Source organism: Caproiciproducens lactatisolvens, from assembly GCF_052443335.1.
GTDB lineage: Bacteria > Bacillota > Clostridia > Oscillospirales > Acutalibacteraceae > Caproiciproducens.
Map to the genome: position 1 here is coordinate 2,089,546 of NZ_CP195750.1, position 23,354 is coordinate 2,112,899.

Annotated in this window: 20 protein-coding genes; 13 read left to right on the forward strand and 7 right to left on the reverse strand. The window is 53.6% G+C overall.

Going from position 1 to position 23,354, the window contains the following annotated elements; genetic code table 11:
• Nucleotides 1-103: 103 nt before the first annotated feature.
• The 3 genes from phnD to ACRQV7_RS10290 form a co-directional block, all read right to left on the reverse strand.
• Nucleotides 104-1,990: a phosphate/phosphite/phosphonate ABC transporter substrate-binding protein gene (gene phnD / locus ACRQV7_RS10280; protein WP_444658057.1), complete on the reverse strand. Its 1,887-nt coding sequence runs from the start codon at nucleotides 1,988-1,990 to the stop codon at nucleotides 104-106.
• Nucleotides 1,991-2,262: 272 nt separating this feature from the next.
• Entirely contained in the window at nucleotides 2,263-2,526 is a 264-nt protein-coding gene (locus tag ACRQV7_RS10285) for a metal-sensing transcriptional repressor (RefSeq protein WP_038324927.1), read from the reverse strand.
• 19 nt (nucleotides 2,527-2,545) lie between these two features.
• Entirely contained in the window at nucleotides 2,546-5,143 is a 2,598-nt protein-coding gene (locus ACRQV7_RS10290) for a heavy metal translocating P-type ATPase (protein WP_444658058.1), read from the reverse strand.
• 317 nt (nucleotides 5,144-5,460) lie between these two features.
• Here ACRQV7_RS10290 and ACRQV7_RS10295 point away from each other — a divergent pair, with 317 nt between their 5' ends.
• The 7 genes from ACRQV7_RS10295 to ACRQV7_RS10325 all read left to right on the forward strand — a co-directional run bounded on the left by ACRQV7_RS10295 (nucleotide 5,461) and on the right by ACRQV7_RS10325 (nucleotide 11,758).
• Nucleotides 5,461-5,907 carry a potassium channel family protein gene (locus ACRQV7_RS10295; protein WP_275713743.1) on the forward strand — a complete coding sequence of 149 codons (447 nt, stop codon included), beginning with the start codon at nucleotides 5,461-5,463 and terminating at the stop codon, nucleotides 5,905-5,907.
• A complete protein-coding gene (locus ACRQV7_RS10300) occupies nucleotides 5,904-6,344 on the forward strand; it encodes a potassium channel family protein (RefSeq protein ID WP_275713744.1) in 441 nt (146 codons plus the stop codon). The genes ACRQV7_RS10295 and ACRQV7_RS10300 overlap by 4 nt, the downstream gene beginning before the upstream one ends.
• A 289-nt stretch (nucleotides 6,345-6,633) precedes the next feature.
• On the forward strand, nucleotides 6,634-7,956 hold the full coding sequence (locus tag ACRQV7_RS10305) for an HAD-IIB family hydrolase (RefSeq protein ID WP_444658059.1): 1,323 nt from the start codon (nucleotides 6,634-6,636) through the stop codon (nucleotides 7,954-7,956).
• Nucleotides 7,957-8,052: 96 nt separating this feature from the next.
• Nucleotides 8,053-8,976 (forward strand): AEC family transporter, encoded by a 924-nt coding sequence (locus tag ACRQV7_RS10310; protein ID WP_444658060.1) that lies wholly within the window; start codon nucleotides 8,053-8,055, stop codon nucleotides 8,974-8,976.
• A 307-nt stretch (nucleotides 8,977-9,283) separates the two neighbouring features.
• The gene (locus ACRQV7_RS10315; RefSeq protein WP_444658061.1) at nucleotides 9,284-10,171 is read left to right on the forward strand and encodes a transporter substrate-binding domain-containing protein; all 888 of its coding nucleotides are present in this window, start codon (nucleotides 9,284-9,286) and stop codon (nucleotides 10,169-10,171) included.
• A gap of 37 nt (nucleotides 10,172-10,208) precedes the next feature.
• The gene (locus ACRQV7_RS10320; RefSeq protein WP_444658062.1) at nucleotides 10,209-11,021 is read left to right on the forward strand and encodes an amino acid ABC transporter permease; all 813 of its coding nucleotides are present in this window, start codon (nucleotides 10,209-10,211) and stop codon (nucleotides 11,019-11,021) included.
• A complete protein-coding gene (locus ACRQV7_RS10325; RefSeq protein ID WP_275713749.1) occupies nucleotides 11,009-11,758 on the forward strand; it encodes an amino acid ABC transporter ATP-binding protein in 750 nt (249 codons plus the stop codon). The genes ACRQV7_RS10320 and ACRQV7_RS10325 overlap by 13 nt, the downstream gene beginning before the upstream one ends.
• 202 nt (nucleotides 11,759-11,960) lie before the next feature.
• On the opposite strand, the gene ACRQV7_RS10330 is transcribed toward ACRQV7_RS10325, so the two are convergent.
• From ACRQV7_RS10330 to ACRQV7_RS10345, 4 genes are all read right to left on the reverse strand, one after another.
• Nucleotides 11,961-12,677, reverse strand: a complete 717-nt coding sequence (locus ACRQV7_RS10330; protein WP_444658063.1) for a hypothetical protein — start codon at nucleotides 12,675-12,677, stop codon at nucleotides 11,961-11,963.
• A gap of 149 nt (nucleotides 12,678-12,826) precedes the next feature.
• The gene (locus ACRQV7_RS10335; protein ID WP_444658064.1) at nucleotides 12,827-14,140 is read right to left on the reverse strand and encodes a lipopolysaccharide biosynthesis protein; all 1,314 of its coding nucleotides are present in this window, start codon (nucleotides 14,138-14,140) and stop codon (nucleotides 12,827-12,829) included.
• An 88-nt stretch (nucleotides 14,141-14,228) separates the two neighbouring features.
• Nucleotides 14,229-14,804: an ECF transporter S component gene (locus ACRQV7_RS10340; protein WP_444658065.1), complete on the reverse strand. Its 576-nt coding sequence runs from the start codon at nucleotides 14,802-14,804 to the stop codon at nucleotides 14,229-14,231.
• Nucleotides 14,805-14,830: 26 nt separating this feature from the next.
• Nucleotides 14,831-15,358 (reverse strand): TIGR04002 family protein, encoded by a 528-nt coding sequence (locus ACRQV7_RS10345; RefSeq protein WP_275713753.1) that lies wholly within the window; start codon nucleotides 15,356-15,358, stop codon nucleotides 14,831-14,833.
• A 118-nt stretch (nucleotides 15,359-15,476) separates the two neighbouring features.
• On the opposite strand from ACRQV7_RS10345, the gene pdxR reads away from it, so the two are divergent.
• The 6 genes from pdxR (at nucleotide 15,477) to gatB (ending at nucleotide 23,297) form a co-directional block, all read left to right on the forward strand.
• Nucleotides 15,477-16,844 carry a MocR-like pyridoxine biosynthesis transcription factor PdxR gene (gene pdxR, locus ACRQV7_RS10350; RefSeq protein ID WP_444658066.1) on the forward strand — a complete coding sequence of 456 codons (1,368 nt, stop codon included), beginning with the start codon at nucleotides 15,477-15,479 and terminating at the stop codon, nucleotides 16,842-16,844.
• 109 nt (nucleotides 16,845-16,953) lie between these two features.
• A complete protein-coding gene (pepT, locus tag ACRQV7_RS10355; protein WP_444658067.1) occupies nucleotides 16,954-18,171 on the forward strand; it encodes a peptidase T in 1,218 nt (405 codons plus the stop codon).
• A 154-nt stretch (nucleotides 18,172-18,325) separates the two neighbouring features.
• Nucleotides 18,326-20,077 carry an aspartate--tRNA ligase gene (gene aspS / locus ACRQV7_RS10360; RefSeq protein ID WP_444658068.1) on the forward strand — a complete coding sequence of 584 codons (1,752 nt, stop codon included), beginning with the start codon at nucleotides 18,326-18,328 and terminating at the stop codon, nucleotides 20,075-20,077.
• A gap of 41 nt (nucleotides 20,078-20,118) precedes the next feature.
• A complete protein-coding gene (gatC, locus tag ACRQV7_RS10365) occupies nucleotides 20,119-20,397 on the forward strand; it encodes an Asp-tRNA(Asn)/Glu-tRNA(Gln) amidotransferase subunit GatC (RefSeq protein WP_038324946.1) in 279 nt (92 codons plus the stop codon).
• A 9-nt stretch (nucleotides 20,398-20,406) separates the two neighbouring features.
• Nucleotides 20,407-21,870: an Asp-tRNA(Asn)/Glu-tRNA(Gln) amidotransferase subunit GatA gene (gene gatA / locus ACRQV7_RS10370; protein WP_444658069.1), complete on the forward strand. Its 1,464-nt coding sequence runs from the start codon at nucleotides 20,407-20,409 to the stop codon at nucleotides 21,868-21,870.
• Nucleotides 21,867-23,297 carry an Asp-tRNA(Asn)/Glu-tRNA(Gln) amidotransferase subunit GatB gene (gatB, locus tag ACRQV7_RS10375; protein WP_444658070.1) on the forward strand — a complete coding sequence of 477 codons (1,431 nt, stop codon included), beginning with the start codon at nucleotides 21,867-21,869 and terminating at the stop codon, nucleotides 23,295-23,297. The genes gatA and gatB overlap by 4 nt, the downstream gene beginning before the upstream one ends.
• Nucleotides 23,298-23,354: the final 57 nt, after the last annotated feature.

Consider the following 23,354-nt stretch of genomic DNA (forward strand, 5'->3'; position numbering starts at 1 on the left):
TTTGTAACTTTTCTTGCACTTATCGTAACACCAATGCATGAAGAAAACAATACTGAAAATTATGTAAACTAATGAAGATACTGGAAAAATTATGAATTCGAAATTAATGATTTAATCTTCTGATAATATCGTACGCCTTGTCTTCATTCCTGACAAAGCCCTGAACCGTCGTATCGATCCCGCTGTAGTCGCTGAAGTCCACAAAGGCGCCGCTGAGCTTTTCCGCAAGCGCCGCGGGCATGTCCCTTCTGGCGGCCAGGGCATCCTTCGGAATTTCCTCCGTACGGGCGACAATGATCAGCTCGTCCGTGAAAAGCCCGTCGGCACGCGCCTGATTGTAAACCTCGTCGTAGGTCGCGCCCGCGTCCACCTCTCCGGCAAGAACGGCGTTGACAACATTATTGTGGTTGCCCAAAAAGACGACCTTTTCAAAGATGGTGTCCGGGTCCATATGGTTCTGCTTGATCATGTCGCGGGCGTACAGATACCCCGACGCGCTTTTTTCATCGACATAGGCAAAGGTCTTTCCCTTTAAGTCATTGAGGGAATGCACCCTGCCGTCCTTGCGGGCCACAACGTACCCGTTGTAGGAGCAGCGGCCCTGGACCTTCGGCGTAACCAGCACATTCGCACCGCATTTTTCATGCGCGTTGACATACGCGAACGGAGAAAACCAGCCGACGTCGATGATGCCCTTCTCCACGCTTTCACTGAGCGCGTCGTAGCTTCTGACGATCAGGGTGCGGCATTTCAGCCCCACGCTGGCGCATACCCGCTCGAGGATGGGCACATAGGTTTTCCGGATACGGTCGGGCTCGACGAAAGGATTGACGCCGAAGATGATTTCGTCCTGCTTTTTGAAAGCCATGGCATCCTGCTGCAGCATTTCCGCGGTTTCGCCGATCTTGTTGCAGAAGGAAAGGATCGTTTCGTTTTTCTTCTGCTGGACATTTACCATCTCAATGGCGGAGCAGGAAACATCGTGGGTCTTTTGTACCGCCTCTGCGACGTTTTCCACTGCTTTTTCAATTTCAGCCGCCGTATTCTTCTGCATCAGCGACTCCTGGGTAAGTCCGGAAATCGCGTTCTGAACATCCTTCAGGATCGAATTGATTTCCTGAATGATCTGAGACGATTCCGTGACAATGCCGTCCACATTTTTCATCTTGCCGCCGATTTCGGTCATGGCCGTGTTAGATGTCTGTATTTTATCGACAATATTTCTGACCACGCCTTCAATAACGGAGATCGCGTCGTCCGTCTGCACCGCGAGCCGCCGGATTTCCCCGGCAACAACGGAGAAGCCCTTGCCGGCCTCCCCCGCCCGCGCGGCCTCTATGGCGGCATTCAGCGCCAGAAGATTGGTCTGGCTGGATATCTTTCTGATATAGTCCACAATTTCATTGATTTTCGCAGAGGATTCCCGAAGCTCCAGGTTGCTGTCGGAAGCGACCTTGATGACCGACGTAAGGTCGAGGATGAAGCTCCCGATGCTTCGGATGGTCCGCTCATTTTTGTTCAGCATTTCGATGGAGGTTTTGGAATGATCCTCGATTTTTATGATCCCGGAATTCAGATTGGTACATGCTCCGGCAAGCTCATTGATGCTTGCATTGATTTCTTCCGAACTGGCCGCATTCTGTTCGCTGAGCTTTTCAATTTCATAAGAAATCTTTGCAACCTTTTCAAAGGTTTTCATGTTATCCTTGGAAAGCCAGATCAGCTGCTGGGAGTCAAAGCCCATGGTTTCCGCGACCTGAAAAAGCCGTTCTCCCAGGTCGTCCTGTCCATGGTCCTTCTGCTTTACGGGGTGGGGTTCCCCTCCGTTTTTTCCAAACAGGGCGTCGGCGGCAATTAGAATCAGGATGCTCCCGATCACGGAATAGAAAAAGCCGCCCACCCCGTGGAATTGGAACAAAAGTCCTGCCGTCTGAAGAATGAGGATTGCAATTGCAGAAATTAAGACAGACCGTTTCGATGTAAAATTCATTTTTCTACCGCCTCAGCAATCAAAAAATTCAGTTCAAAACTGATAAAATTTTACTTCTTTACTTTCATTCCATGTCTCTTTTATACACAATATTATTATATTTCAAATCTTATAATCTGTCAATGTTATCTATATTTCTGCAAAAACCTTCTTTTTTCAAATTTCAGCCTGCAATCAGAAAAAAAGCGCCCCGAAAAGGCTTGAAAAGCCACTCGGAACGCTTGTATTCTGCGGCCCTTTTCCGCCGGACATTTATGCGGCAGCTACGGGCGTTATTTTGAAAGCTTATCCATGACAGCCAGTATCTCGTCTATCTTTTCTTCGGCGTCTCCCTGTTCAAACGCTTCCTTGACACAGCAGCCAAGGTGCGCGTGGATAATTTCAATGTTGGCTTTTTTCAGGATTGCCTGCGTGGCCATCAGCTGGTTGGAGATGTCGATGCAGTAGCGGTCCTCTTCCACCATTTTCAAAAGTCCGTCAAGCTGTCCCCGTGCGGTTTTCAGCAGCCGGGTCACCTTTTCTTTGTCTGCTTTCATGGCAGCCCTCCGTGTAAAATTATTTGCCGAACAGGCCTTTCTTTTCCTCTACGGAAACCACCTCATAGCCGGCTTCCTGCACGGCGTTTTTCAGCGCTTCGTCGGAAACCTCCGTTTTCAGCGAAACCGTGGCGTTGTTCTTTTTCAGATCCACTTTTGCTTCCACGCCGCCAATGGCGTTCAGCGCCTTTTCGACCCTGGCCTTGCAGTGTTCGCAGCTCATGCCGTTAATGGTAATGACTTTTTTCATTTCAGAAAGATCTCCTTCCGCTTCTGTTTTGATCGGGTTTTCGATTTCGTTCTGTCTTTGCCCCGCAGAGATTCTGCGCGGTTTAAACAGCTTTAGCCGCAGCGCGTTGGAAACAACGCACACGGAGCTCAGGCTCATAGCCGCCGCGCCGAACATCGGATTCAGCTTCCAGCCCAGCAGGGAGAAAAACACGCCGGCCGCAAGCGGGATGCCGATGCTGTTGTAAAAGAAAGCCCAGAACAGGTTTTCCTTGATGTTGCGGATGACGGCCTTGCTCAGCTGCACCGCGGTCACGGCGTCGAGCAAATCGCTTTTCATCAGCACAATGTCCGCCGATTCAATGGCGATATCCGTTCCCGCCCCGATGGCGATCCCGACGTCGGCTCTTGCGAGCGCGGGTGCGTCATTGATGCCGTCGCCGACCATCGCGACCTTTTTGCCGCCTTCCTGAATCCTGCGGACCTCGCTTTCCTTGTCCTGCGGCATGACTTCCGCCACAACGCGGTCAATATGAAGCTGGCGGCGGATCGCTTCAGCTGTTCTTTTATTATCGCCCGTCAGCATGACTACGTCAATACCCATTGCCTTAAATTCTTCAATTGCCTGACGGCTGGTCGGCTTTACAACGTCCGCCACCGCGATGACGCCCAGCAGATTCTGCCCCTGCGCAAAATACAGCGGCGTTTTTCCGTCCTCCGCCAGCGCGTCGCAGGCACTTTGCAGGGAGGAGATATCCACCTTTCTGCTTTCCATCATCGCGCGGTTTCCGGAAAAATACTGTTTGCCGTCCAGCACCGCGGCAACGCCCTGGCCGGAAACGGAGTCAAACTGATCGACCGCTTTGATCTCCAGCCCCAGTTCGGACGCCCTTTCCACAATGGCGTCCGCAAGAGGATGCTCCGAGGGCTTTTCCATGGAAGCAGCAACTGTAAGCAGCTCCCGCTCCGCGGCCAGTCCGGTGATCAGGATATCCGTCACCTTCGGCTTGCCTTCCGTAATGGTTCCGGTCTTATCCAGAACCACCGTATTCACGGTATGCGCCGTTTCCAGAGCCTCCGCGGATTTAATCAGGATGCCGTTGGAAGCGCCTTTGCCCGTACCGACCATAATGGCGACGGGAGTCGCCAGCCCCAGCGCGCACGGGCAGGAAATAACCAGCACCGCGATGCCGATGGAGAGGGCGAATTCAAACGACTGGCCGGCGATCAGCCACGCGGCCGCCGAAACAATGGCAATGCAGATTACGACCGGAACAAAGATGCCGCTGATCTTATCCGCAAGCTTTGCGATCGGCGCCTTGGAGGAGCTTGCTTCCTCCACCAGATCGATGATCTGTGCCAGTGTCGTGTCGTCACCGACCTTCTGCGCCTCAAACTTGAAATATCCGGTTTTGTTAATGGTTGCGGCAATGACCTTATCGCCGGCATGCTTTTCCACAGGAATGCTCTCGCCGGTCAGCGCGGACTGGTCGACGGAGGAAGAGCCCTCCACGATGATTCCGTCCACCGGGATGCTCTGGCCCGGGCGGACCGGCAGGATATCGCCGACAACGACCTCTTCCACCGGAATTTCAACCTCGGCGCCGCCGCGGATCACCACCGCGGTTTTCGGTGCCAGATCCATCAGCTTGGTAATCGCTTCCGAGGTTTTTCCCTTTGACCTGGCCTCCAGATATTTTCCGAGCGTAATCAGCGCCAGAATGGTTCCCGCCGATTCAAAATAGAGGTCCATCAGAAAATGGTCCGCCGTCTCCATATCGCCGTGTCCCAGCGCATAGCCGATTTTGAAAATGGCGAAGATTCCATACACGATCGCCGCCGTGGAACCGATGGCGATCAGGGAGTCCATGTTGGGCGCGCGTTTTGCCAGCGTTTTGAATCCGACCTGAAAATATTTGCGATTGACATAGGCGATCGGCAAAAGCAGCAGGAACTGCGCAAACGCGAACACCACGCCGTTTTCCGGACCGTGGAAGGTCGCTTTGATCCATTCCGGCACCGGCAGGCCGATCCATTCCTTCAGCATATGATGCATGGCAAGATACAACAGAGGAATCAAAAATGTAAAAGAAACAATCAAGCGCGTTTTCATCGACTGCAGTTCTTTCTGGACCGGGCTCTCCTGCGGCTGGCTTTTCGCGTTTGCATTCGCCTTACGGGAATATACGGAAGCGCCGTACCCCGCGTTTTCCACCGCCCGGATCACCTCAGCGTCATTGGCAACCGTATCGTCGTAGTCCACCGTCATGCTGTTTGAAAGCAGATTGACGTTGACGGAGTTCACTCCGTTCAGCTTCCGGACGCTTTTTTCCACATTGGCCGAGCAAGCCGAACAGGTCATGCCCGTTACATTGAATTTTTTATTCATCGCTTCACCTCACTCCACCCCTGGGGGGTGTATTAATACTATAAACATATTTTTAGTTTTTGTCAATAGGCAAAAAATAATTCTGTTTCCTCTTTTACGAAAATAATGGTATATACCGCAAAACAGCTTCTGCGCTTATTTCTGCGAATAACGGGCAAAGATCCTGCCCGCCCGTGCTGCGTTATCTCGGAAGCGGACACCGCCGTTCTGCAAATGGGGACCGAACCCTTTTACGGAATCTTAACGTCTTTCCGCCATTCTTAACGCCACGATAATATCCGTTGTGCTAAGATAAGCAACAGAAAGAGGGAATCTTCATGCGATTGTTTGACAGCAAAAAAGACGGGACGATTCTCATAATCGGCTGCGGACGCCTGGGCAATTCCCTGGCGTGCGCTATGTCCAGTAAGGAATGGGACGTCACCGTAATTGACCCTGATGAGACTGCACTCAAAAGGCTGCCTTCCTCCTACAGCGGTTCCGTCCTTCTGGGGGACGGTACAGACAGCGATATTCTGGAATCTGCGGGAATACGAAAGGCCGATGCTTTGGTGGCGGCGACCGATGATGATGCCACTAATATTATGATTGCTCAGATTGCCGACTGTCACTACCCTGTAAAAAATATTCTTGCGTACATCAATGACATATCAAAAGCGATTTCCTGTTCTGAAATGAATATTACCGTGCTCTGTCCCGCCGCTCTTTCTGTTTACGAAGCTCAGCGGGTGTTACTTCATGATAAGGAAGCGAAAACCCTATGAATGTATTATTGGTGGGCGAACAAACGAAAACCCGCTTTCTGACAGGAGCACTGAAAGCACACGGACATCGCGTAAAAGTGATCGGCAAAGACTTCTGCTGGTGTAAAAAACTTACGGATGAATACGAAGTGGAAACCGTCTGCGGTGATGGAACCGATCCCGCCATACTAAAAGCAGCAGCGGCGGATAAAATGGATTTGATTGTAGCGCTCAGCAGTAAGGATGCGTTTAACCTGCTTGTCTGTGAAATAGCGAAAAAATATTTTCACACCCAGAAAACATTTGCCGTCGTAAACGACCCGAAAAACCAGGTGCTCTTTAAGGAACTCGGCGTAGATAAATGCGTTAGCATTACCCGGTTTCTGGAAGATCTGATCGAACAAGAAGAAACAGCGGATGAAACTGCGGCAATTCTATCCGGCTACGGAAAGGAATAAAACACCATACCATTCGGAACAGGAGGCCGTTACAAAACAGTCTTACCGAAAACATTATACAAAAAATGCACCTTGAACAGACTTTGCAAAAGTCGATTCAGGGTGCATTTCTTTCTGAGACCGTATGCCTGGTTTCGGGACCCTTTATGGTTTACACAAAGATCATATCTGGTGTTGCAAAAAAATATAAACAATCCATAAGGATTGATTTTTCAAAAGATGAACGTTGCAAATTTATAGTGTTGTGGTAAACTAAGTAAAAATGAATATTATTTAGGAGTACTTGCAAATGCCCAAAATCGGAATGCGAATCATCAAATCCTCTGTGGCGGTTTTCCTTTGCTTCGCAATCTATCTTCTCCGCGGCGACGGAATTCCGTTTTATTCCGCAATAGCGTCCATTCTGTGCATGCAGCCGTATGTCTCCAACAGCCGGAAGGTCGCCTTTAACCGCATCATCGGCACCTTGATCGGCGGGACCGCCGGCATGCTTGTCATGATGGCGGAAAAGAGCTTTATCCCGCCGAATGTGCCGGTGCTGAAATATCTGCTGATTTCCGCCGTAATCATCCCGCTCATTTATATTACCGTACTTGCCAAAAAGACCTCCGCTTCCTATATTACCTGTGTTGTCTTTATGAGCATTACCGTTTCTCACGGCCAGGATGCGAGTCCTTATTTTTTCGCGCTGAACAGAATTTTAGACACGCTGATCGGCATCTTCGTGTCGCTGGGCGTGAACGCGTTTCATCTTCCCCGCAGAAAGAACGGCAATCTGCTGTTCGTAAGCGACCTGGACGGCACACTGACCAACTCCGACGGGCAGATCGGCAATTTCACCCGTTTCAAGCTGAACCAGCTCCTGCAAAGGGGCGCTATGATCACGGTGGCGAGCAAACGTTCGTCCTCTTCCATGGAGCCGATCCTGAAAGGAATCTCTTTTTCGCTTCCGGTGATTGCCATGAACGGCGCGGCGCTGTATGATATCAGGAAAAAGACCTATCTTTACAGCAAAAATATCCCTTACGCGACAGCGAAGGAAGTGCTGGGGGTATTTGACAAATACGGGCTGAACTGCTTTGTGCACACGATCATCAACGATATCCTTCATATTTATTACGGCGATTTTACCAATGCGGCGGAGGAGCGCTTTTACCACGAACAGAAGCTGCGGCCCTTAAAAAATTATATCTGCAACCCGCTGCCCGAAAACCGCGACGTGGTCTATATCATGGCGGTTGACCGGCTGGAAACCATCCGGAAGCTGCGCGAAGAAATTCTGAGCCTGAGCTGCGCCGGGCAAATCAGTGCGGTCTATTACCCCGACCGGAACAACGAAGGCCACTATTTTCTGGAAATCTACAGCGTGGAAGCCTCCAAGGAAAACGCCGTACTGGAACTGAAAAGGCGGTACGGGATGGAAAAGGTCGCCGCTTTTGGCGACGACGAGAGCGACGCGGGCATGATCGCGGCGGCGGACTACGGCTATGCGGTCGCCAACGCGACGGCCAGCCTGAAGGAAGCGGCGCCGCAGATCATCGGCAGTCAGGACAGCGACGCGGTCGTCAGGACCATAGAAAAGCTGTTCCATGCAAAACTCTTCCTAATATAATCTCTCTGCGGAAAGGACGCTTGAATTGAATCATTTCTACACCACCAAATTGGCCCGCGCAAAGACCTATCTGACAAAGATCGGGGCGGATTTCTGATGCTTACTTCCTTTTTGACCATTTTTGAGAAGGTCATGATTCTGTTTATTATGATCTTCATCGGCTATCTCTGCGGGAGGACCGGGATGATTACGAAGCGCGGCGCGCAGCAGATTACTTCCATTCTGATGTACGTTGTAACGCCGTGCCTGATTATCGCCTCACTGCAGAGCATCATCGGACAGATCGGGATCAAAGAGCTGATTTCCGCCGTGTTCTGGTCGGCTTTTGCCATGGGTCTGGCGATTCTCGCCAGTATGCTCTTTTTCCGGAAAAATCCCGATCACCAGAAAAAAATTCTGCGTTTCGCTGCCGCTTACTCCAACAGCGGATTTATGGGGATTCCGCTTGTGGAAGCCGTCTTCGGCAGCACGGGAGTCGCCTACGCTTCCATGTACAATGCCGTGTTCAGTTTTTTTATGTGGACGCACGGTTATGCCAGCGTCAGCAGCAAACGCGCCCCGGGATTGAGGCAGATCGCCACCAATCCGGGAATTCTCGGGCTGGCGGTTGCCTTTCCGCTTTTTGCGTTCTCCGTCAGGCTGCCGGAAATTCTGGAATCCCCGATCGACTCTCTGGCCTCGATAAACACGCCGCTCGCCATGATCGTGGTGGGAGTTTACATTTCCGGAATCAACCTGAAGGAGCTGTTTACGGACCGCGGCCTTTACCTGCTTTCCGCTTTGAGGCTGGTCCTGCTCCCGGGCCTGACCCTTGTGCTGATGCTCCCGTTCAGCATTGACAAAATCGTGGCCTCCACCGTTTTACTGCTCTGCGCCGCTCCGTCGGCTACCGCCACCGCGATGTTTGCAGTCCAGTTCGGCGGGGACGCAAAGCTCGCCTCCAAGGCCGTGGCGCTGACGACCCTGTTTTCCGTGGCGACAATGCCTTTTTTCTGCGTTCTGGCAAAGCAGCTGTTCTGAAAACCCCGTTTTACATAACAATGAGAACTGTCGACATAAAAATATTTTTTTGAGGGGATGTTGCTTTAACGCTCTAACAAGGTGCAAAATGCATAAAACAGCCCAATCTGATGCATGATTTTTCAAGAAACAGCCATTGACATTTCCCTATAATCATATTATAATTTGCAATAATTCAGCAGGTTTAACAGATAAAGCGGTGTTTTTTTGCAGTCTTCATTTATCTTTCCTGCATATCAATCTGCTTCACTCAGGATTTCACCGGCGGTTTGCCGGTATTGCTTTTTTTAACGGAAGGGGTATTATTATGAAAAAGACAAAAAGGATTTTATCCGCCGTGCTCTGTGCGGCGATGGCAATCAGCCTGTTTTCTTTGGCGGGCTGTTCCAAAAGCGAGGCACAGTCCGCCGCTCCCGCCGCATCCGGCGCGGGAAGCACCGCTTCAAAAAAGGTGCTCAAGGTCGGCATGGAGTGCGCGTTTGCCCCGTACAACTGGACGCAGGCGGATGATTCCAACGGTGCGGTCCCGATTTCCAACAGCAGCGGCGAGTATGCCAACGGCTACGACGTTATGATGGCCAGGAAGATTGCCGACGCAATCGGATACGACCTGCAAATCGTCAAAACCGAATGGGACGGTCTTGCCCCCGGCGTATCCTCCGGCAAGCTGGACGCGGCGATCGCGGGCATGAGCATTACGAAGGAGCGTCTGCAGACCGTCGATTTCACGGATGTTTACTACAAAGCCTCCATTTACGCTCTTGTAAAGTCCGACAGCAAATACGCTTCCGCCAAGGGTGTGGCCGACCTGAAGGGCGCTTCCTGCACTTCCCAGCAAAACACCATCTGGTACGATATGCTCAATCAGATCCCGGACGCGAAAATCCAGCCGGCCATGAAGAATGTTCCCGCGCTGATCGTGGCCCTGACCTCCGGCAAGACCGAGGTTTTTGTGACGGACAAGCCGACGGCCATGGCCGCCACCTCTACGAATAAAGATCTTGTCATGCTCGACTTTTCCGCCGGCGGAGACGATTTCAAGGCATCTGACGAAGACGTCAACCTCGGCATTGCGGTTTCGAAATCCGCCGCGGACTTAAAAGAAGCCATCAATAAAGCCCTCGCTGAAATCAGTGAAGCCGACCGCGACAAAATCATGCAGGACGCGATTTCAAAGCAGCCGATGGCTCAATAACGATTGACTGCGTTCAGGCAGGAAGTGAGTGTAATCTATGAATCTCCCCAACGAAACCGATTTTTTCGGTTGGGTACTGTATCTGCTCGACAAATACGGAATGATTTTTCTGCGCGGAGCGGGCGTAACGCTGATGCTGGCGCTGGTCGGCACCCTGATCGGATGTTTGATCGGCCTTCTGGTCGGCGTATTGAGGACCTTGCCCTACAACAAAAAAGCCAATCCGGTCATCAAAATCCTGTATAAGGTCCTGCAGTTTATTTTAGCAGTATACATAGAAGTCTTTCGCGGGACCCCGATGATCGTTCAGGCCATGGTGCTCTACTATGGCTCCAAGCAGATGTTCGGCGTGGATATGAGCGCGATGTTCGCCGGGTTTTTCATCGTATCCATCAACACCGGGGCCTACATGGCGGAAACCGTACGCGGCGGCATCGACTCCATTGACGTGGGTCAGACGGAGGCCGCAAAGGCGATCGGCATGACGCACTGGCAGACCATGGTAAGCGTCATTATGCCGCAGACCCTGCGCAACATCCTTCCGCAGATCGGCAACAATCTGATTATCAACATCAAGGATACCTCCGTATTGAACATCATTTCCGTCACGGAGCTGTTCTTCTCCGGAAACTCCGCCGCCGGCGCCTACTTCCGGTATTTTGAAGTATTCTTTATCATCTGCGTGATCTATTTTATCATGACCTTTACCTGTTCGCGCCTGCTGCGCTGGATGGAGCGCAAGATCGACGGCTCCGGCTATTACTCTCTGGTAGAGACCGATATGATGGCCGACCCCTGCGGCCACAATCCTGTTAAGAAGCACGGAGGCAATCAAACATGGAAGAAGTAAACGCCCCGATCCTGCGGGTAAGCCATCTGAGCAAAAGCTTCGGCGACCATCAGGTGCTGAAGGATATCGACTTTGAAACCTATCACGGGAACGTCATCTGTATTATCGGCGCTTCCGGTTCCGGCAAGTCCACGCTCCTGCGCTGCATCAACCTGCTGGAAACGCCGACCTCCGGCCAGATTTTCTTTCACGGCAGGGACATCACCTCCAAGGGGAGCAACGTGAACGTGTACCGTTCCAAGGTGGGAATGGTGTTCCAGTCCTTTAACCTGTTCAACAACATGACCGTGCTCCAGAACTGCATGGCCGGTACAACAAAAGTACTCAGGAAGGATAAAAAAGCCGCGGAAGAAACCGCGATGAAATATCTGACGAAGGTCGGTATGGGCGAATACATCAACGCAAAGCCCCACCAGCTTTCCGGCGGACAGCAGCAGCGTGTCGCCATTGCGCGCGCGCTGGCCATGGAGCCCGAAATGCTGCTGTTCGACGAACCGACCAGCGCGCTCGATCCCCAGATGGTCGGCGAAGTGCTGCAGGTTATGCGCGATCTTGTGCAGGAAGGCATGACCATGGTGATCGTGACCCATGAAATGGCCTTTGCCCGCGACGTTTCCTCCCGTGTCGTCTTTATGGCGGACGGCGTGGTGGCGGAAGAAAACACGCCGGAAGAGCTCTTTTCCAATCCTCAGCAGGAAAGCACCCGGGAGTTTTTGTCCCGTTTCCGCAATCAATAACACTCAGGCAGCAGACTGCAACAAATCGTGCCTTTGTCCCGGGTCTGAAGGCTCTTGCCGAATAGTCCATTTTACTGTATGAAAAAAAAACGCTTTGAACAGTCCTTTTCAGGACCGTATCAAAGCGCTTTTTGCTTTCAAAGGTTTTTTGCGGCGGCTGGGAATATTTGCTTCCGGCAGGCAGTTTTTATGTCCCGCTTCCTCAGGACTGGCCTGAACTGCTTGACTCTTCCGGTTTTTCGTGCGCGCCCCCGCCCAGAATCTGTACGGAAATCAGCTGGTCGGTTCCCGCTTCGCTGGTGACCTTTAACACGCTGCCGACGGTGATGTCGCTGAGGGAAGCGGACTCTCCGCTTTCATTACCGCTTGTATTTTTCACTCCTTTTGTACTGTATGTATCACTTGTATCCTCTGCGGAAGAAGCCGTGGAATCCGTCCCCTGTTCCTTTTTTCCGCCCGGAGTCTGCCGGTTTCCCCGCACGCTTTGTCTGGTAAGGATGCTTTCATCGGAAATGGTAATGGTTTTTGTTTCGCCGGTGAGCGTCAGCATTTCAAATCCGCCTGCGCCGCCGGAACCCGGCTGCTTTTGATTTTTCCCTTCGGAATTGTCGCCGCCAGACGCAGTATCGTCTTTCGACGGAAGGTCTCCCTTTTGTTCACTGCCGGAAGCGCCGCCTTTCCCGCTTCCCTGACGCCCGCCGCCCTCTCCGGGGTTCAAGGTCCCCAGAGCAAGAGTGATTTTACTGCCGTCAACCGCCGTCACCTTGCCGTACACGGTTGTCTGATTGTCCTTGCTCTGCTGGGAAGCCGACTGTGCCGCCGTCACGGCCGTTGTCTGCGAGGAACATGCCACAAGTCCGACAGTACAAACGGCGGCCAGCAACACCGCTTCCACCCGTTTTACCATACGATCCTTCATGATTTGCATCTCCATTCTAAAAAATTGGAAATATCTTCCTGACGTATGGTTATTATATTGGCGCAATGTGACGGTTGTATGTTCTTTATTTTAAAGCTGAATGAAAAAAGCCCGCGGGCCGGCGCCCACAGGCTTTTTGTATCATTCCATTATCGTTTGATAATTTTCTGTACAATGGAAATTTCCTCTTTGCTCGGAATCAGGAGCCTGTAAAAAGGCGTTCTGGTAAACCTGCAGAAAATGATAATCGAGGTCACTCCCTGCGCCGTCAGCGAAATGGACGTCGACACCGCCGCGCCGTTGATGCCCATGCCGGGAATCAGGACAAAGCTGAGGACGATGTTGAACGCCACGCCGATCACCGTGGAAATGATATTCAGCTCCGGTTTTCCGTACGCCGCAATCGAGTTTGCCAGCACCTTCGCGTAAGTAATAAAGATGGAACCGATAATCAGGATGCGCAGCGCCGGAATGGCCTCGATATATTTCGGGAAAACAATCGGTACGAAAACCTGCGCCATCCAGGTCAGCAGGAACGCGCACACAAAAGTAATGTAGGTAACGATTTTGCAGGACATCAGCGTCAGCTTGACTTTATCCTCCTGCACCTTCATCCCGGCGATCCGCGACATGATGACCATACTGACGGCATTCGGCAAAAGCCAGACCTGCTCCATCAGTGTGGAGGCGAAGGAGTACACGCCGAGCGCGGCGACCTTGTAATATCCCTTAACAATAAAATTGGCGGCATAGGTGTTCACATAGGTCAGCATGTTGGAAACATGGGATTTCAGGCTGTACTTTACCATGGTACCGGCGCCGACCAGCACATCGTCCTCTTCGCTTACCGCCTGTTCCGGACCCCTGCGCAGCACGGAAATACACATCCCGATCATGGCCACCATAATCAGAATGCTGGAAAGAATAATCACCAGCGGCGTTTTCCAGAAAAACACGCTGAACGCAAACACGGTGGTCAGCACGCGCTGAATCAGGGTGATGATATTATAGGCGCTGAACTTGTTCTCCCCGCGCAGAATGCAGGTGTAGACGGTGGATAAAAAGGAAAACACGCCGTAAACCACCGCAAGCACGCTGTATAAGAGAGGAGTGTCCGCAAAATAGCTGTCGCGCAGTACAAAAACGCTTGCAAGGCCGATGACGACGATCAGGACAACGATTCCGGCGCAGATTTTTGTCAGCGCTTTTTTCACGTTCTTCAGCCCGTAGCGCGACGTATAGTAAATCACCGCGGAGCTGACGCTCAGGGAAAGGAAGGTGACCAGAAGCGTCCCCACGTACTGCAGCTGTGTAATATATCCCTTGGAAGCCGGGTCCAGAACCCCCGTGATCACGAGGGAGGAAACGAACCCCATTACCGCGCCGAACGCGGTTGTGCCAAAGGTACTGAGCGCGTCGCGCACGATGGAACTTCTGATTTTACGGTCTTTTTTTTCTTTCATCTATCCTATACTCCAATACCTGCCGCTGTACTTTTTAGCAAGGAGTATATTATAGCATGATCGCAAAAAATTAACAATATTTCAATGGCTATTCCTGAAGTTTTCCGCCGACATGGTTTCTGTCGAGCGCTTTCCGAATGGTGAGGAAAAGCGGTACGGCCACCACGTCCGCAATCACCGCGTTCGTAAGGGTTACGGCGGCTTTGGTCGCGATTTTAATATTGACGACCTGCACCGCGGAGCCGATGAGCAGCTCCTTCACATAGGAGTAGCCGAGGTACAGGGCGCAGTAGCTTAAAGAGCCCGCGACCGCCGCAAGAATCAGGCGGGAAAGCTTTTTCGCGGATTTGTCCCCGCCCCAGGCGATGGTGCCGCAGACAAACGCCATCATAAACTTAAAGACCAGCGTAGAAGGCGCGCTGGAGGCCCAGCCGCCGATCAGGTCAAAGATAAACGAACCGATTCCCGCCGCCGCGCCGCCGTAAACCGGTCCTAAAAGCAGGCCGGACAGAATGCAGAACACGTTGCCGAGACCGATCATGGTTTTGTCGCCAAGCACGGGAATCGGAACGTTCAGATAGGTTCCCACCAGTACAAGCGCGCCCATCAGGCCGGTCAGCGCGACATTGACCGTCGTCTTTTGCCGATTTGTATTGAATTTCATGATAATACCCCCAAACTATGAATGATTTAATTCAGGACGCCGATACGGTTTTTGACATTCAACCGGTCCAGCGCGTTGCCCAGCAGGAAATAAGCCGCCGCGCTGGCGCTTGCTTGCACCAGATTGGCCGGTATCTCCGCCAGCGGAGAGACAAAGCTGTGCAGAAAAACGACTTCCGTCAGATAGTACCCGGCGATGCAGATCACCCCGGCGGCGACAGCCGCCGCGGCATTGCGCTTATGAAGAATCGTTTTGCCCGCCGCGGAAAAGCAGAGGACCATGGCCGATTTAATCAGGAAGGTCGGCAGCGCGTACGCTACGCTCCCCGTCAGCGCATCGGACATCGCTTCGCCGATTCCCCCGGCGGCGATGGCAAACGGCGCGGGCAGAATACTGGCCGCAAGATAGAGGATGGAATCCCCCAGATGGATATATCCGCCCGTCGCGGGCGTAGGGATATGGAGGACATAGGCCGTAACCACAAAGATCATCGCGGCAAAAAGCGCCGTCATGACATAGGTTCCCGTCGCAGAAGACCGGTTCGTTTTCATCATCTAAACACTCCAATGATTGATTTGCTTTAAAGCTGTGCTATAATAATAGCGTATAACTGTTCATATTGAAATATACAGTTAATAAAAAAATGATCAGTACAGTTTTTGGAGGAAGCCCATGACCTACGATTATCTGATTTTGGACGCCGATTCGGGCACCCCGCTTTATCAGCAGCTTTACCTCACTATGAAAGCCGCCATTGAGGCCGGACATCTCGCGAAGGGAGAGCGCCTTCCTTCCATCCGCAAGCTGGCGGAGGATTTAAAACTGAGCTGCACGACGGTAGAAAACGCGTATCAGCAGCTTTGCGTGGAAGGCTATATCCAGTCCCGGCCGCAGCGCGGCTATTTTGTTCTGGCTGTGGCGCACGACGACGGGCGGCAAAAGCCGCGCCGCGTCGGTACCCCTCTGCCGAGTGCCCCTCCCATCCGCTATAATTTCGGCAGCGACTGCGTGGACAGCGACAATATCGACATCAGGGCCTGGCGGCGCCATATCCGCGACGTGCTGAACCGTCAGGAGGTCATCGCCGGGTACGGCGAGCATCAGGGGGAGCGCTCTCTGCGCGAGGCGCTTTCCGCCTACAGCTACAGCGTCCGGGGGGTGGTCGCTTCCCCGGAGCAGATCGTCATCGGCGCAGGCACGCAGCCGCTGTTAACCATATTATGCGGACTGTTAAACAGGGATGATACGCGCGTTGCCATGGAAGAGCCGGGATTTCTGCAGGCCGAACAGATTTTCTCCGACTGCGGACTGGATGTCCTGCAGCTGCCGGCGGACGAAAGCGGCATCCGGATGGACGCGCTGGAAAAAAGCGGTGCGAGGCTGCTGTTTGTCAGTCCCTCCAACCGGGTCCGCACAGGAACGAGCCTGCCCATGGGCAGGCGGGCCGAGCTGCTGAACTGGGCGCGGGAAACCGGCGCGATCATCCTTGAGGACGACTACAACGGCGAGCTGCGCTACAACGCGCGCCCGATCCCGGCCATGCAGAGCATGGCGGGCGGGGAAAGCATCGTTTACATCGGCTCCTTCTCCAAGCTTCTGCTTCCTTCGGTGCGTATCGGCTATATGGTGCTGCCGGAAAGTCTTCTGGAACGCTACCGCGCGCGGGCCAGCCGCTACAACCAGACCGCCTCCAAAATCGAGCAGCTGGCTCTGAGCGGGTACGTGAAAAGCGGACAGCTGGAGCGCCACCTGCGCCGGCTGAGAAAGCTGTACGCCGCCAAGAGCACCGCACTGATCAAAGCCCTGAAAAGCGCTTTCGGCGACAGCGTCGATATTTTGCTGGAGGAGACGTTTCTGTACCTGATCCTGGACGTGAAAACCGGGCTATCATCGCAGGAGCTCTGCGCCCTGGCGGCGGAGAAAGGCGTCCGGACCATGCCGCCGCAGGAAGGGACCTCCAGAATCAGGCTCGGCTTCGCCGGGATTCCCCTCGGGGAAATCGGCGCGGCGGTGGACTGCCTGAAAAGCGCGTGGTCCTGATTGTTTTTTCCGGCTTATCGTAGTAAAATAGGGTACATTAACAGATAATGGAATCAGTCCGCATCCCGCCGATGCGGCGGATTTCCATCGGATAAAGGAGAAGCATAACATGCGAGCATATGAAAGATTTCTGAAATACGTCGGCTTTGACACCACCTCCGACGAAAACGCCCCGGAAAACGTCTGCCCCAGCACCGAAAAACAGAAGGAGCTGGCAAAGTTTCTGGTGGAGGAAATGAAGGGGCTGGGCCTTTCCGACGCCCACATGGACGAAAACGGCTACGTCTACGGGACGCTTCCCGCAAACTGTGAGGAAAAGCTGCCGGTGATCGGGCTGATTTCCCACATGGACACCAGCCCGTCCGCGAGCGGCGCCGGGATCAGGCCGAGAATCGTGGAAAATTACGACGGCGGGGACATCGTCCTCAATCAGGAAAAACAGATCGTGATGAGCCCCGCGAAATTTGAAAGCCTGCGCGATTACAAGGGCAAGGATTTAATCGTCACCGACGGCACCACCCTGCTGGGCGCCGACGACAAAGCCGGTGTGGCGGAAATCATGACCGTCCTGGAAAAACTGAGCGGCGGCGGGATAAAGTACGGAAAAATCGCGGTCGGCTTCACCCCGGACGAGGAAATCGGGCGCGGGGCGGACCGGTTCGACGTCGAACATTTCGGGGCGGATTACGCCTACACGGTGGACGGCGGAAGGCTGGGGGAAATTGAGTACGAAAACTTCAACGCGGCGGCCGCGACGGTCACGGTAAACGGGGTGAACATCCACCCGGGGGACGCGAAAAACAAGATGAAGAACGCGCTTTTGATGGGCATTGAATTCAACTCCATGCTTCCCCCGAACGAAATTCCCGCCTGTACCGAGGGCTACGAGGGCTTCCACCACCTGAGCCACATGGAGGGCGACGAGGAAAAAACCGTTCTGCGCTATATTATCCGCGACCACGACATGAACCAGTTTACGGAGAAAAAAGCCCGTTTTGAAAAAGTCGCCCGCTATCTCAACGAAAAATACGGGGACAATACCATTGAGCTCACCCTGCGGGATTCCTATTATAATATGAAGGAAAAAATAGAGCCGCATATGTTTATCATTGAAAAGGCAAAAAAGGCCATGAAGGACGCGGGCGTGGAGCCGGAGATCGTAGCCATCCGCGGCGGCACGGACGGCGCAAGGCTTTCGTACATGGGCCTTCCCTGCCCCAACCTTTCCACTGGCGGCCACAATTTTCACGGCCGGTTCGAGTACGTTCCGGTCCAGTCCATGGACAGCATGGCGGACGTACTCCTGAATATTGTAAAGGCGGAATGAATTTTGTATCGCATTTCCCTGCAAAATATGATATAGTAAAGTGATAAAGTGCAAATTGGCGGAAAAACAGCGGAGTTCCCGTTGCCGAAAAATGCATTTTATGGTATAATTATGCTTTAAATTAAGAAAGTGCTTAAAGGGGATTAACGGAATTATGATTTGTGTGAACCAGTACCGCACCCATCTGTGCGGGGAAGTCAGCGAAAAGGACATTGGCAGCGAAGTGCGCGTCGCCGGCTGGGTGGAAAACATCCGCGACCACGGCGGCGTAAAATTTCTGGATCTGCGCGACCATTACGGCGTGGTCCAGATCGTTGTTCATGACGAAAGCCTGCTGGAAAACGTAACGAAAGAATGCACCATTACCGCCGCCGGCACCGTTATACTGCGCGACGAAGACACTGTTAATCCCAAAATTAATACCGGCACGGTGGAGGTAAAGGTCTCCGCCCTCACCGTGCTGGGCAAAACACTGAACAGCCTGCCGTTTGAAGTGGATTTGTCGAAGGAAACCAAGGAAGACGTCCGTCTGAAATACCGCTTTCTCGATCTGCGCAACCCGAAGGTGCACCAGAATATCGTCCTGCGCTCCCAGCTGATTGCTTTTCTGCGCAGTAAGATGACGGAAATGGGCTTTCTGGAAATCCAGACGCCGATTCTCAGCGCCTCTTCTCCGGAGGGCGCGCGCGACTATCTGATTCCCAGCCGCAGGCACGCGGGCAAATTCTATGCCCTGCCGCAGGCGCCGCAGATTTTCAAACAGCTTCTGATGGTGTCGGGCTTCGACCGCTATTTCCAGATCGCCCCCTGCTTCCGCGACGAGGACGCAAGGGCCGACCGTTCTCCCGGCGAGTTTTATCAGCTCGACTTTGAGATGGCGTTCGCCACGCAGGAGGACGTTTTTTCTGTCGCGGAGGAAGTGCTGGGCGCGACCTTTGAAAAATTTTCCGATAAAAGGGTCTCCAAAGCACCGTTTGTGCGCATTCCCTACGAGGAATCCATGCTGAAATACGGCACAGACAAGCCCGACCTGCGCAACCCGCTGACCATTCTCGATATTACCGACCTGTTTGAAGATACCGCCTTTGCCCCGTTCAAAGGCAAAACGGTCCGCGCAATCAACGTGCCGGACTGCGTTGCCCAGCCGAAGAGCTTCTTCGAGAACATGCTCAAATTCGCGGAAGGAATCGGCATGAAGGGTCTCGGCTACATCAGCGTCACCGCTGAAAACGAGTACAAGGGCCCGATCAACAAATATCTGCCGGACGACAAACGCGGGGAACTGACCCGCCGCGCGGGGCTGAAGCCCGGCTGCGTGATCTTTTTCATTGCCGACGACCGCGAGACGGCACCAAAGCTTGCAGGACAGATCCGCACGGAGCTCGGCGAAAGGCTTGACCTGATCGACAGGGACGCGTTTGAGCTGTGCTTTATTGTGGACTTCCCGATGTACGAGATCGACGAGGACACCGGAAACTACGTCTTCACCCACAACCCGTTCTCCATGCCGCAGGGCGAAATGGAGGCGCTGACGGCCGAAAAGCCGGAGGAGGTTCTGGCTTACCAGTACGATATCGTCTGCAACGGCGTGGAGCTTTCCTCCGGCGCGGTGCGCAACCATGACATCGCCGTGATGGTCAAGGCGTTTGAAATTGCCGGTTACACGGAAGAAGATATCCAAACCAAATTCACCTCGCTCTACAACGCGTTCCAGTACGGCGCGCCCCCGCACGCGGGCATGGCCCCGGGCGTGGACCGGATGCTGATGCTGCTGACCGGCGAGGATAACATCCGCGAAGTGATCGCGTTCCCGATGAACTCCAACGCGCAGGACGTGCTGATGGGCTCTCCCGGAGAAGTCACCGAGCAGCAGCTGCGCGAGGTTCACATCAAGCTGAGAAAATAAGCCCGGAGCCTGTTTTTGGCCCGGACCGAAGGAGGGCTTTCATGATTACCCATGAGGAAATATTGAATATCGCCAATCTGGCGAAGCTTTCCGTCAGTGACGAAGAGCTGGACGAACTGACGAAGGATATGAGCGAAATCATCGGCTTTGCCGACACGATCAACGCCGCCAGCGCCGACGCTTCCGATTTTGACAATATCAACAACCTCTCCAATGTCTTCCGGGAGGACACCGTCGTCCCCTCCTACGACCGGGAAGAGATCCTGAAAAACGCCGAGAGCCGGGACGACGGATATTTTCTGGTCAAAAAACGTGTGTAGGAGGTACGGATGGAAAGTCAGATCAAAAAGCTGCACGGACTGATGCAGTCCCGGCAGATCAGCTGTCAGGAGCTTACACAGAACTATCTCGACGCGATGGAACGCGACAATATAAAAATCAACGCCTATGTCAACCCCACGGCGGAGCTGGCAATGGAAACGGCAAAGGCTGTGGACAAAAAAATCGCTTCCGGTGAAGAGCTTTCCCCCCTCGCGGGAATTCCGATGACTCTCAAGGACAATATCTCCACCAAAGGAATCGAAACCACCTGCTGTTCCAACATTCTGAAGGGCTATTACCCGATTTATGACGCGACAGTATGGGACATTCTGCAGCGGCAGAACGCCGTACTGCTCGGAAAGACAAACATGGACGAGTTCGCCATGGGCTCCTCCTGCGAGACCTCCTGCTTCGGCGGGGCGCTGAACCCCCACGACCCTTCCCGCGTGGCGGGCGGCAGCTCCGGCGGCGTCGCCTCCGCGGTCGGCGGCAATCTTGCCGTTTACGGGCTTGGTTCCGACACGGGCGGCTCAATCCGCCAACCCGCGAGCTTCTGCGGTCTGGTCGGCTTAAAACCGACCTACGGCGCCGTTTCCCGTTACGGGCTGATCGCCTACGCGTCCAGCTTTGACCAGATCGGGCCGATCACCGCGACGGTGGAGGACGCCGCGCTAATTTACGACGCGATTTCCCGGTACGACGAAAAGGATTCGACGTGCCGCGGCAATACCGGAAAACCGGTCAGCGAGAGCCTGAACAACAGCATCAAAGGTATGAAAATCGGAATTGCAAAGGAATACTTCGACGGCATCCGCGACGATGTGAACGGCGCTGTACAGAACGCGCTGAAGGTCTGCGAGTCGCTCGGCGCCGAGATCGTCTATTTCGATATGCCCGCTTTAAAATACAGCCTGCCGGTGTATTATATTCTGGCGTGCGCGGAGGCTTCCTCCAACCTCGGCCGGTACGACGGCATCCGCTACGGTTACCGCACCCCGCACTACAGCGACCGCAATGAAATGATCTGCAAAACGCGCAGCGAGGGCTTTGGCAGGGAAGTCAAGCGCAGAATCCTGCTGGGCACCTACGTGCTGAGCGCAGGGTACTACGACGCGTACTATAAAAAGGCGCAGAATCTGCGCGGCACGCTGGTCAAAGCGTTTCAGGACGCTTTCGGGAAATGCGACGCGATTCTCGCCCCCACCGTCCCCATGACGGCTTTCCCGCTGAATTTCACCGCACAGGACGCGGTGGAAACGTATCAGACGGACATCTGCACCGTGCCGGTGAACATCGCGGGCCTGCCCGCCGTCTCCATCCCCTGCGGCTTTGACGCCGCGGGCCTGCCCATCGGCATGCAGCTGATCGGCAGCAGCTTCAGCGAGGCGGTCATCCTGAATATTGCGCATCAGTATGAATCGGCCGTGGGAGACACGGTTTTCCGCTCTGCGGACATGGGGGTGAAGCTATGAGTAATTACGAGCTGGTCTGCGGACTGGAAACTCATATTGAATTATCCACCAAAACGAAAATTTTCTGTTCGTGCACCACGGAGTTCGGCGGCGACCCGAACACCCACTGCTGCCCCGTCTGCATCGGGCTGCCGGGCACTCTGCCCAAGCTGAATAAAAAAGTGGTCGAATACGCCGTTATGGCCGGTCTGGCGACAAACTGCGAAATCAGCCCGGTTTCCAAAATGGACCGCAAAAACTACGTGTACCCCGACCTGCCGAAGGCATACCAGATTTCACAGTACGATATGCCGCTGTGCAAAAACGGATATGTGGAGCTGAGCAACGGCAGAAAGGTCCGTATCCTGCGCATCCATATTGAAGAGGACGCCGGAAAGCTGGTCCACCAGCGCGGCAGCACCTATGTGGATTATAACCGCGGCGGCGTGCCGCTGATTGAAATCGTTACCGAGCCCGACATCCGCAGCATTGACGAAGCGAGGGAATATCTGGAAAGGCTGCAGCTCGTCATGCGCTTTCTCGGTATTTCGGACTGTAAAATGCAGGAGGGCTCCATGCGGTGCGACGTGAACGTTTCCGTACGTCCGCAGGGAACCGAAGCATTCGGCACAAGGACCGAAATTAAAAATATGAACTCCTTCACCCACATGGCCAAGGCGATGGAATACGAGGTGAACCGTCAGATCGACCTGCTGCAGAGCGGCGAAAAGGTCGTACAGGAAACCCGCCGCTACAACGAGGAGGACGACTGCACCGAAAGCATGCGCGGCAAGGAAGACGCCCACGATTACCGCTATTTCCGCGAGCCGGACCTCGTGACCATTCAGGTTTCCGGCGAGACGGTCGCCCGGTTAAGGGAAAAGCTGCCGGAGCTGCCCCATCAAAGGCTGGAACGCTACCGGGCCGAATTCGGAATCCCCGAAGCCGACGCGCAGCAACTGATCAAATACCGCAGGATCGCGGACTATTTTGAAGCCGCGATTGACGGCGTTCAGAATCCAAAGGTCGTTGCGAACTGCATGATCGGACAGATTTTCAGCCGTCTGGACGGAGACAGCGCGAAAGAAAGCTTTCAGGTGAACGTAACGCCCGAAAACTTAAATGCGCTTGTGAAGCTGCTGGACGAAGGCAAAATCAAAATGAACCTTTTAAAGGCGACGCTTGAAAAAATGCTCGACACCGGGAAAGCTCCGGGCGAGCTCATCAGCGAGGCCGATATGGGCGGTGTGGATGCGGATGCCCTTCAATCCGTCTGCGAGCAGGCTATCGCCTCCAATCCCAATGCGGTGTCGGATTACCTTTCCGGCAAAGAAAAGGCGCTCAAGGCCATTCTGGGCTCCGTTATGAAAGCGACACGGGGCCGCGCGGACGCAATGGAAGCGGAAAAGCTGCTGATTCAGCTGATACAGGGAACCAACGCCAAATAATCAAAAAGAAACCTTGCATAAAATATGCCTTGATCGGCTTTGGTAATCCGGTCAAGG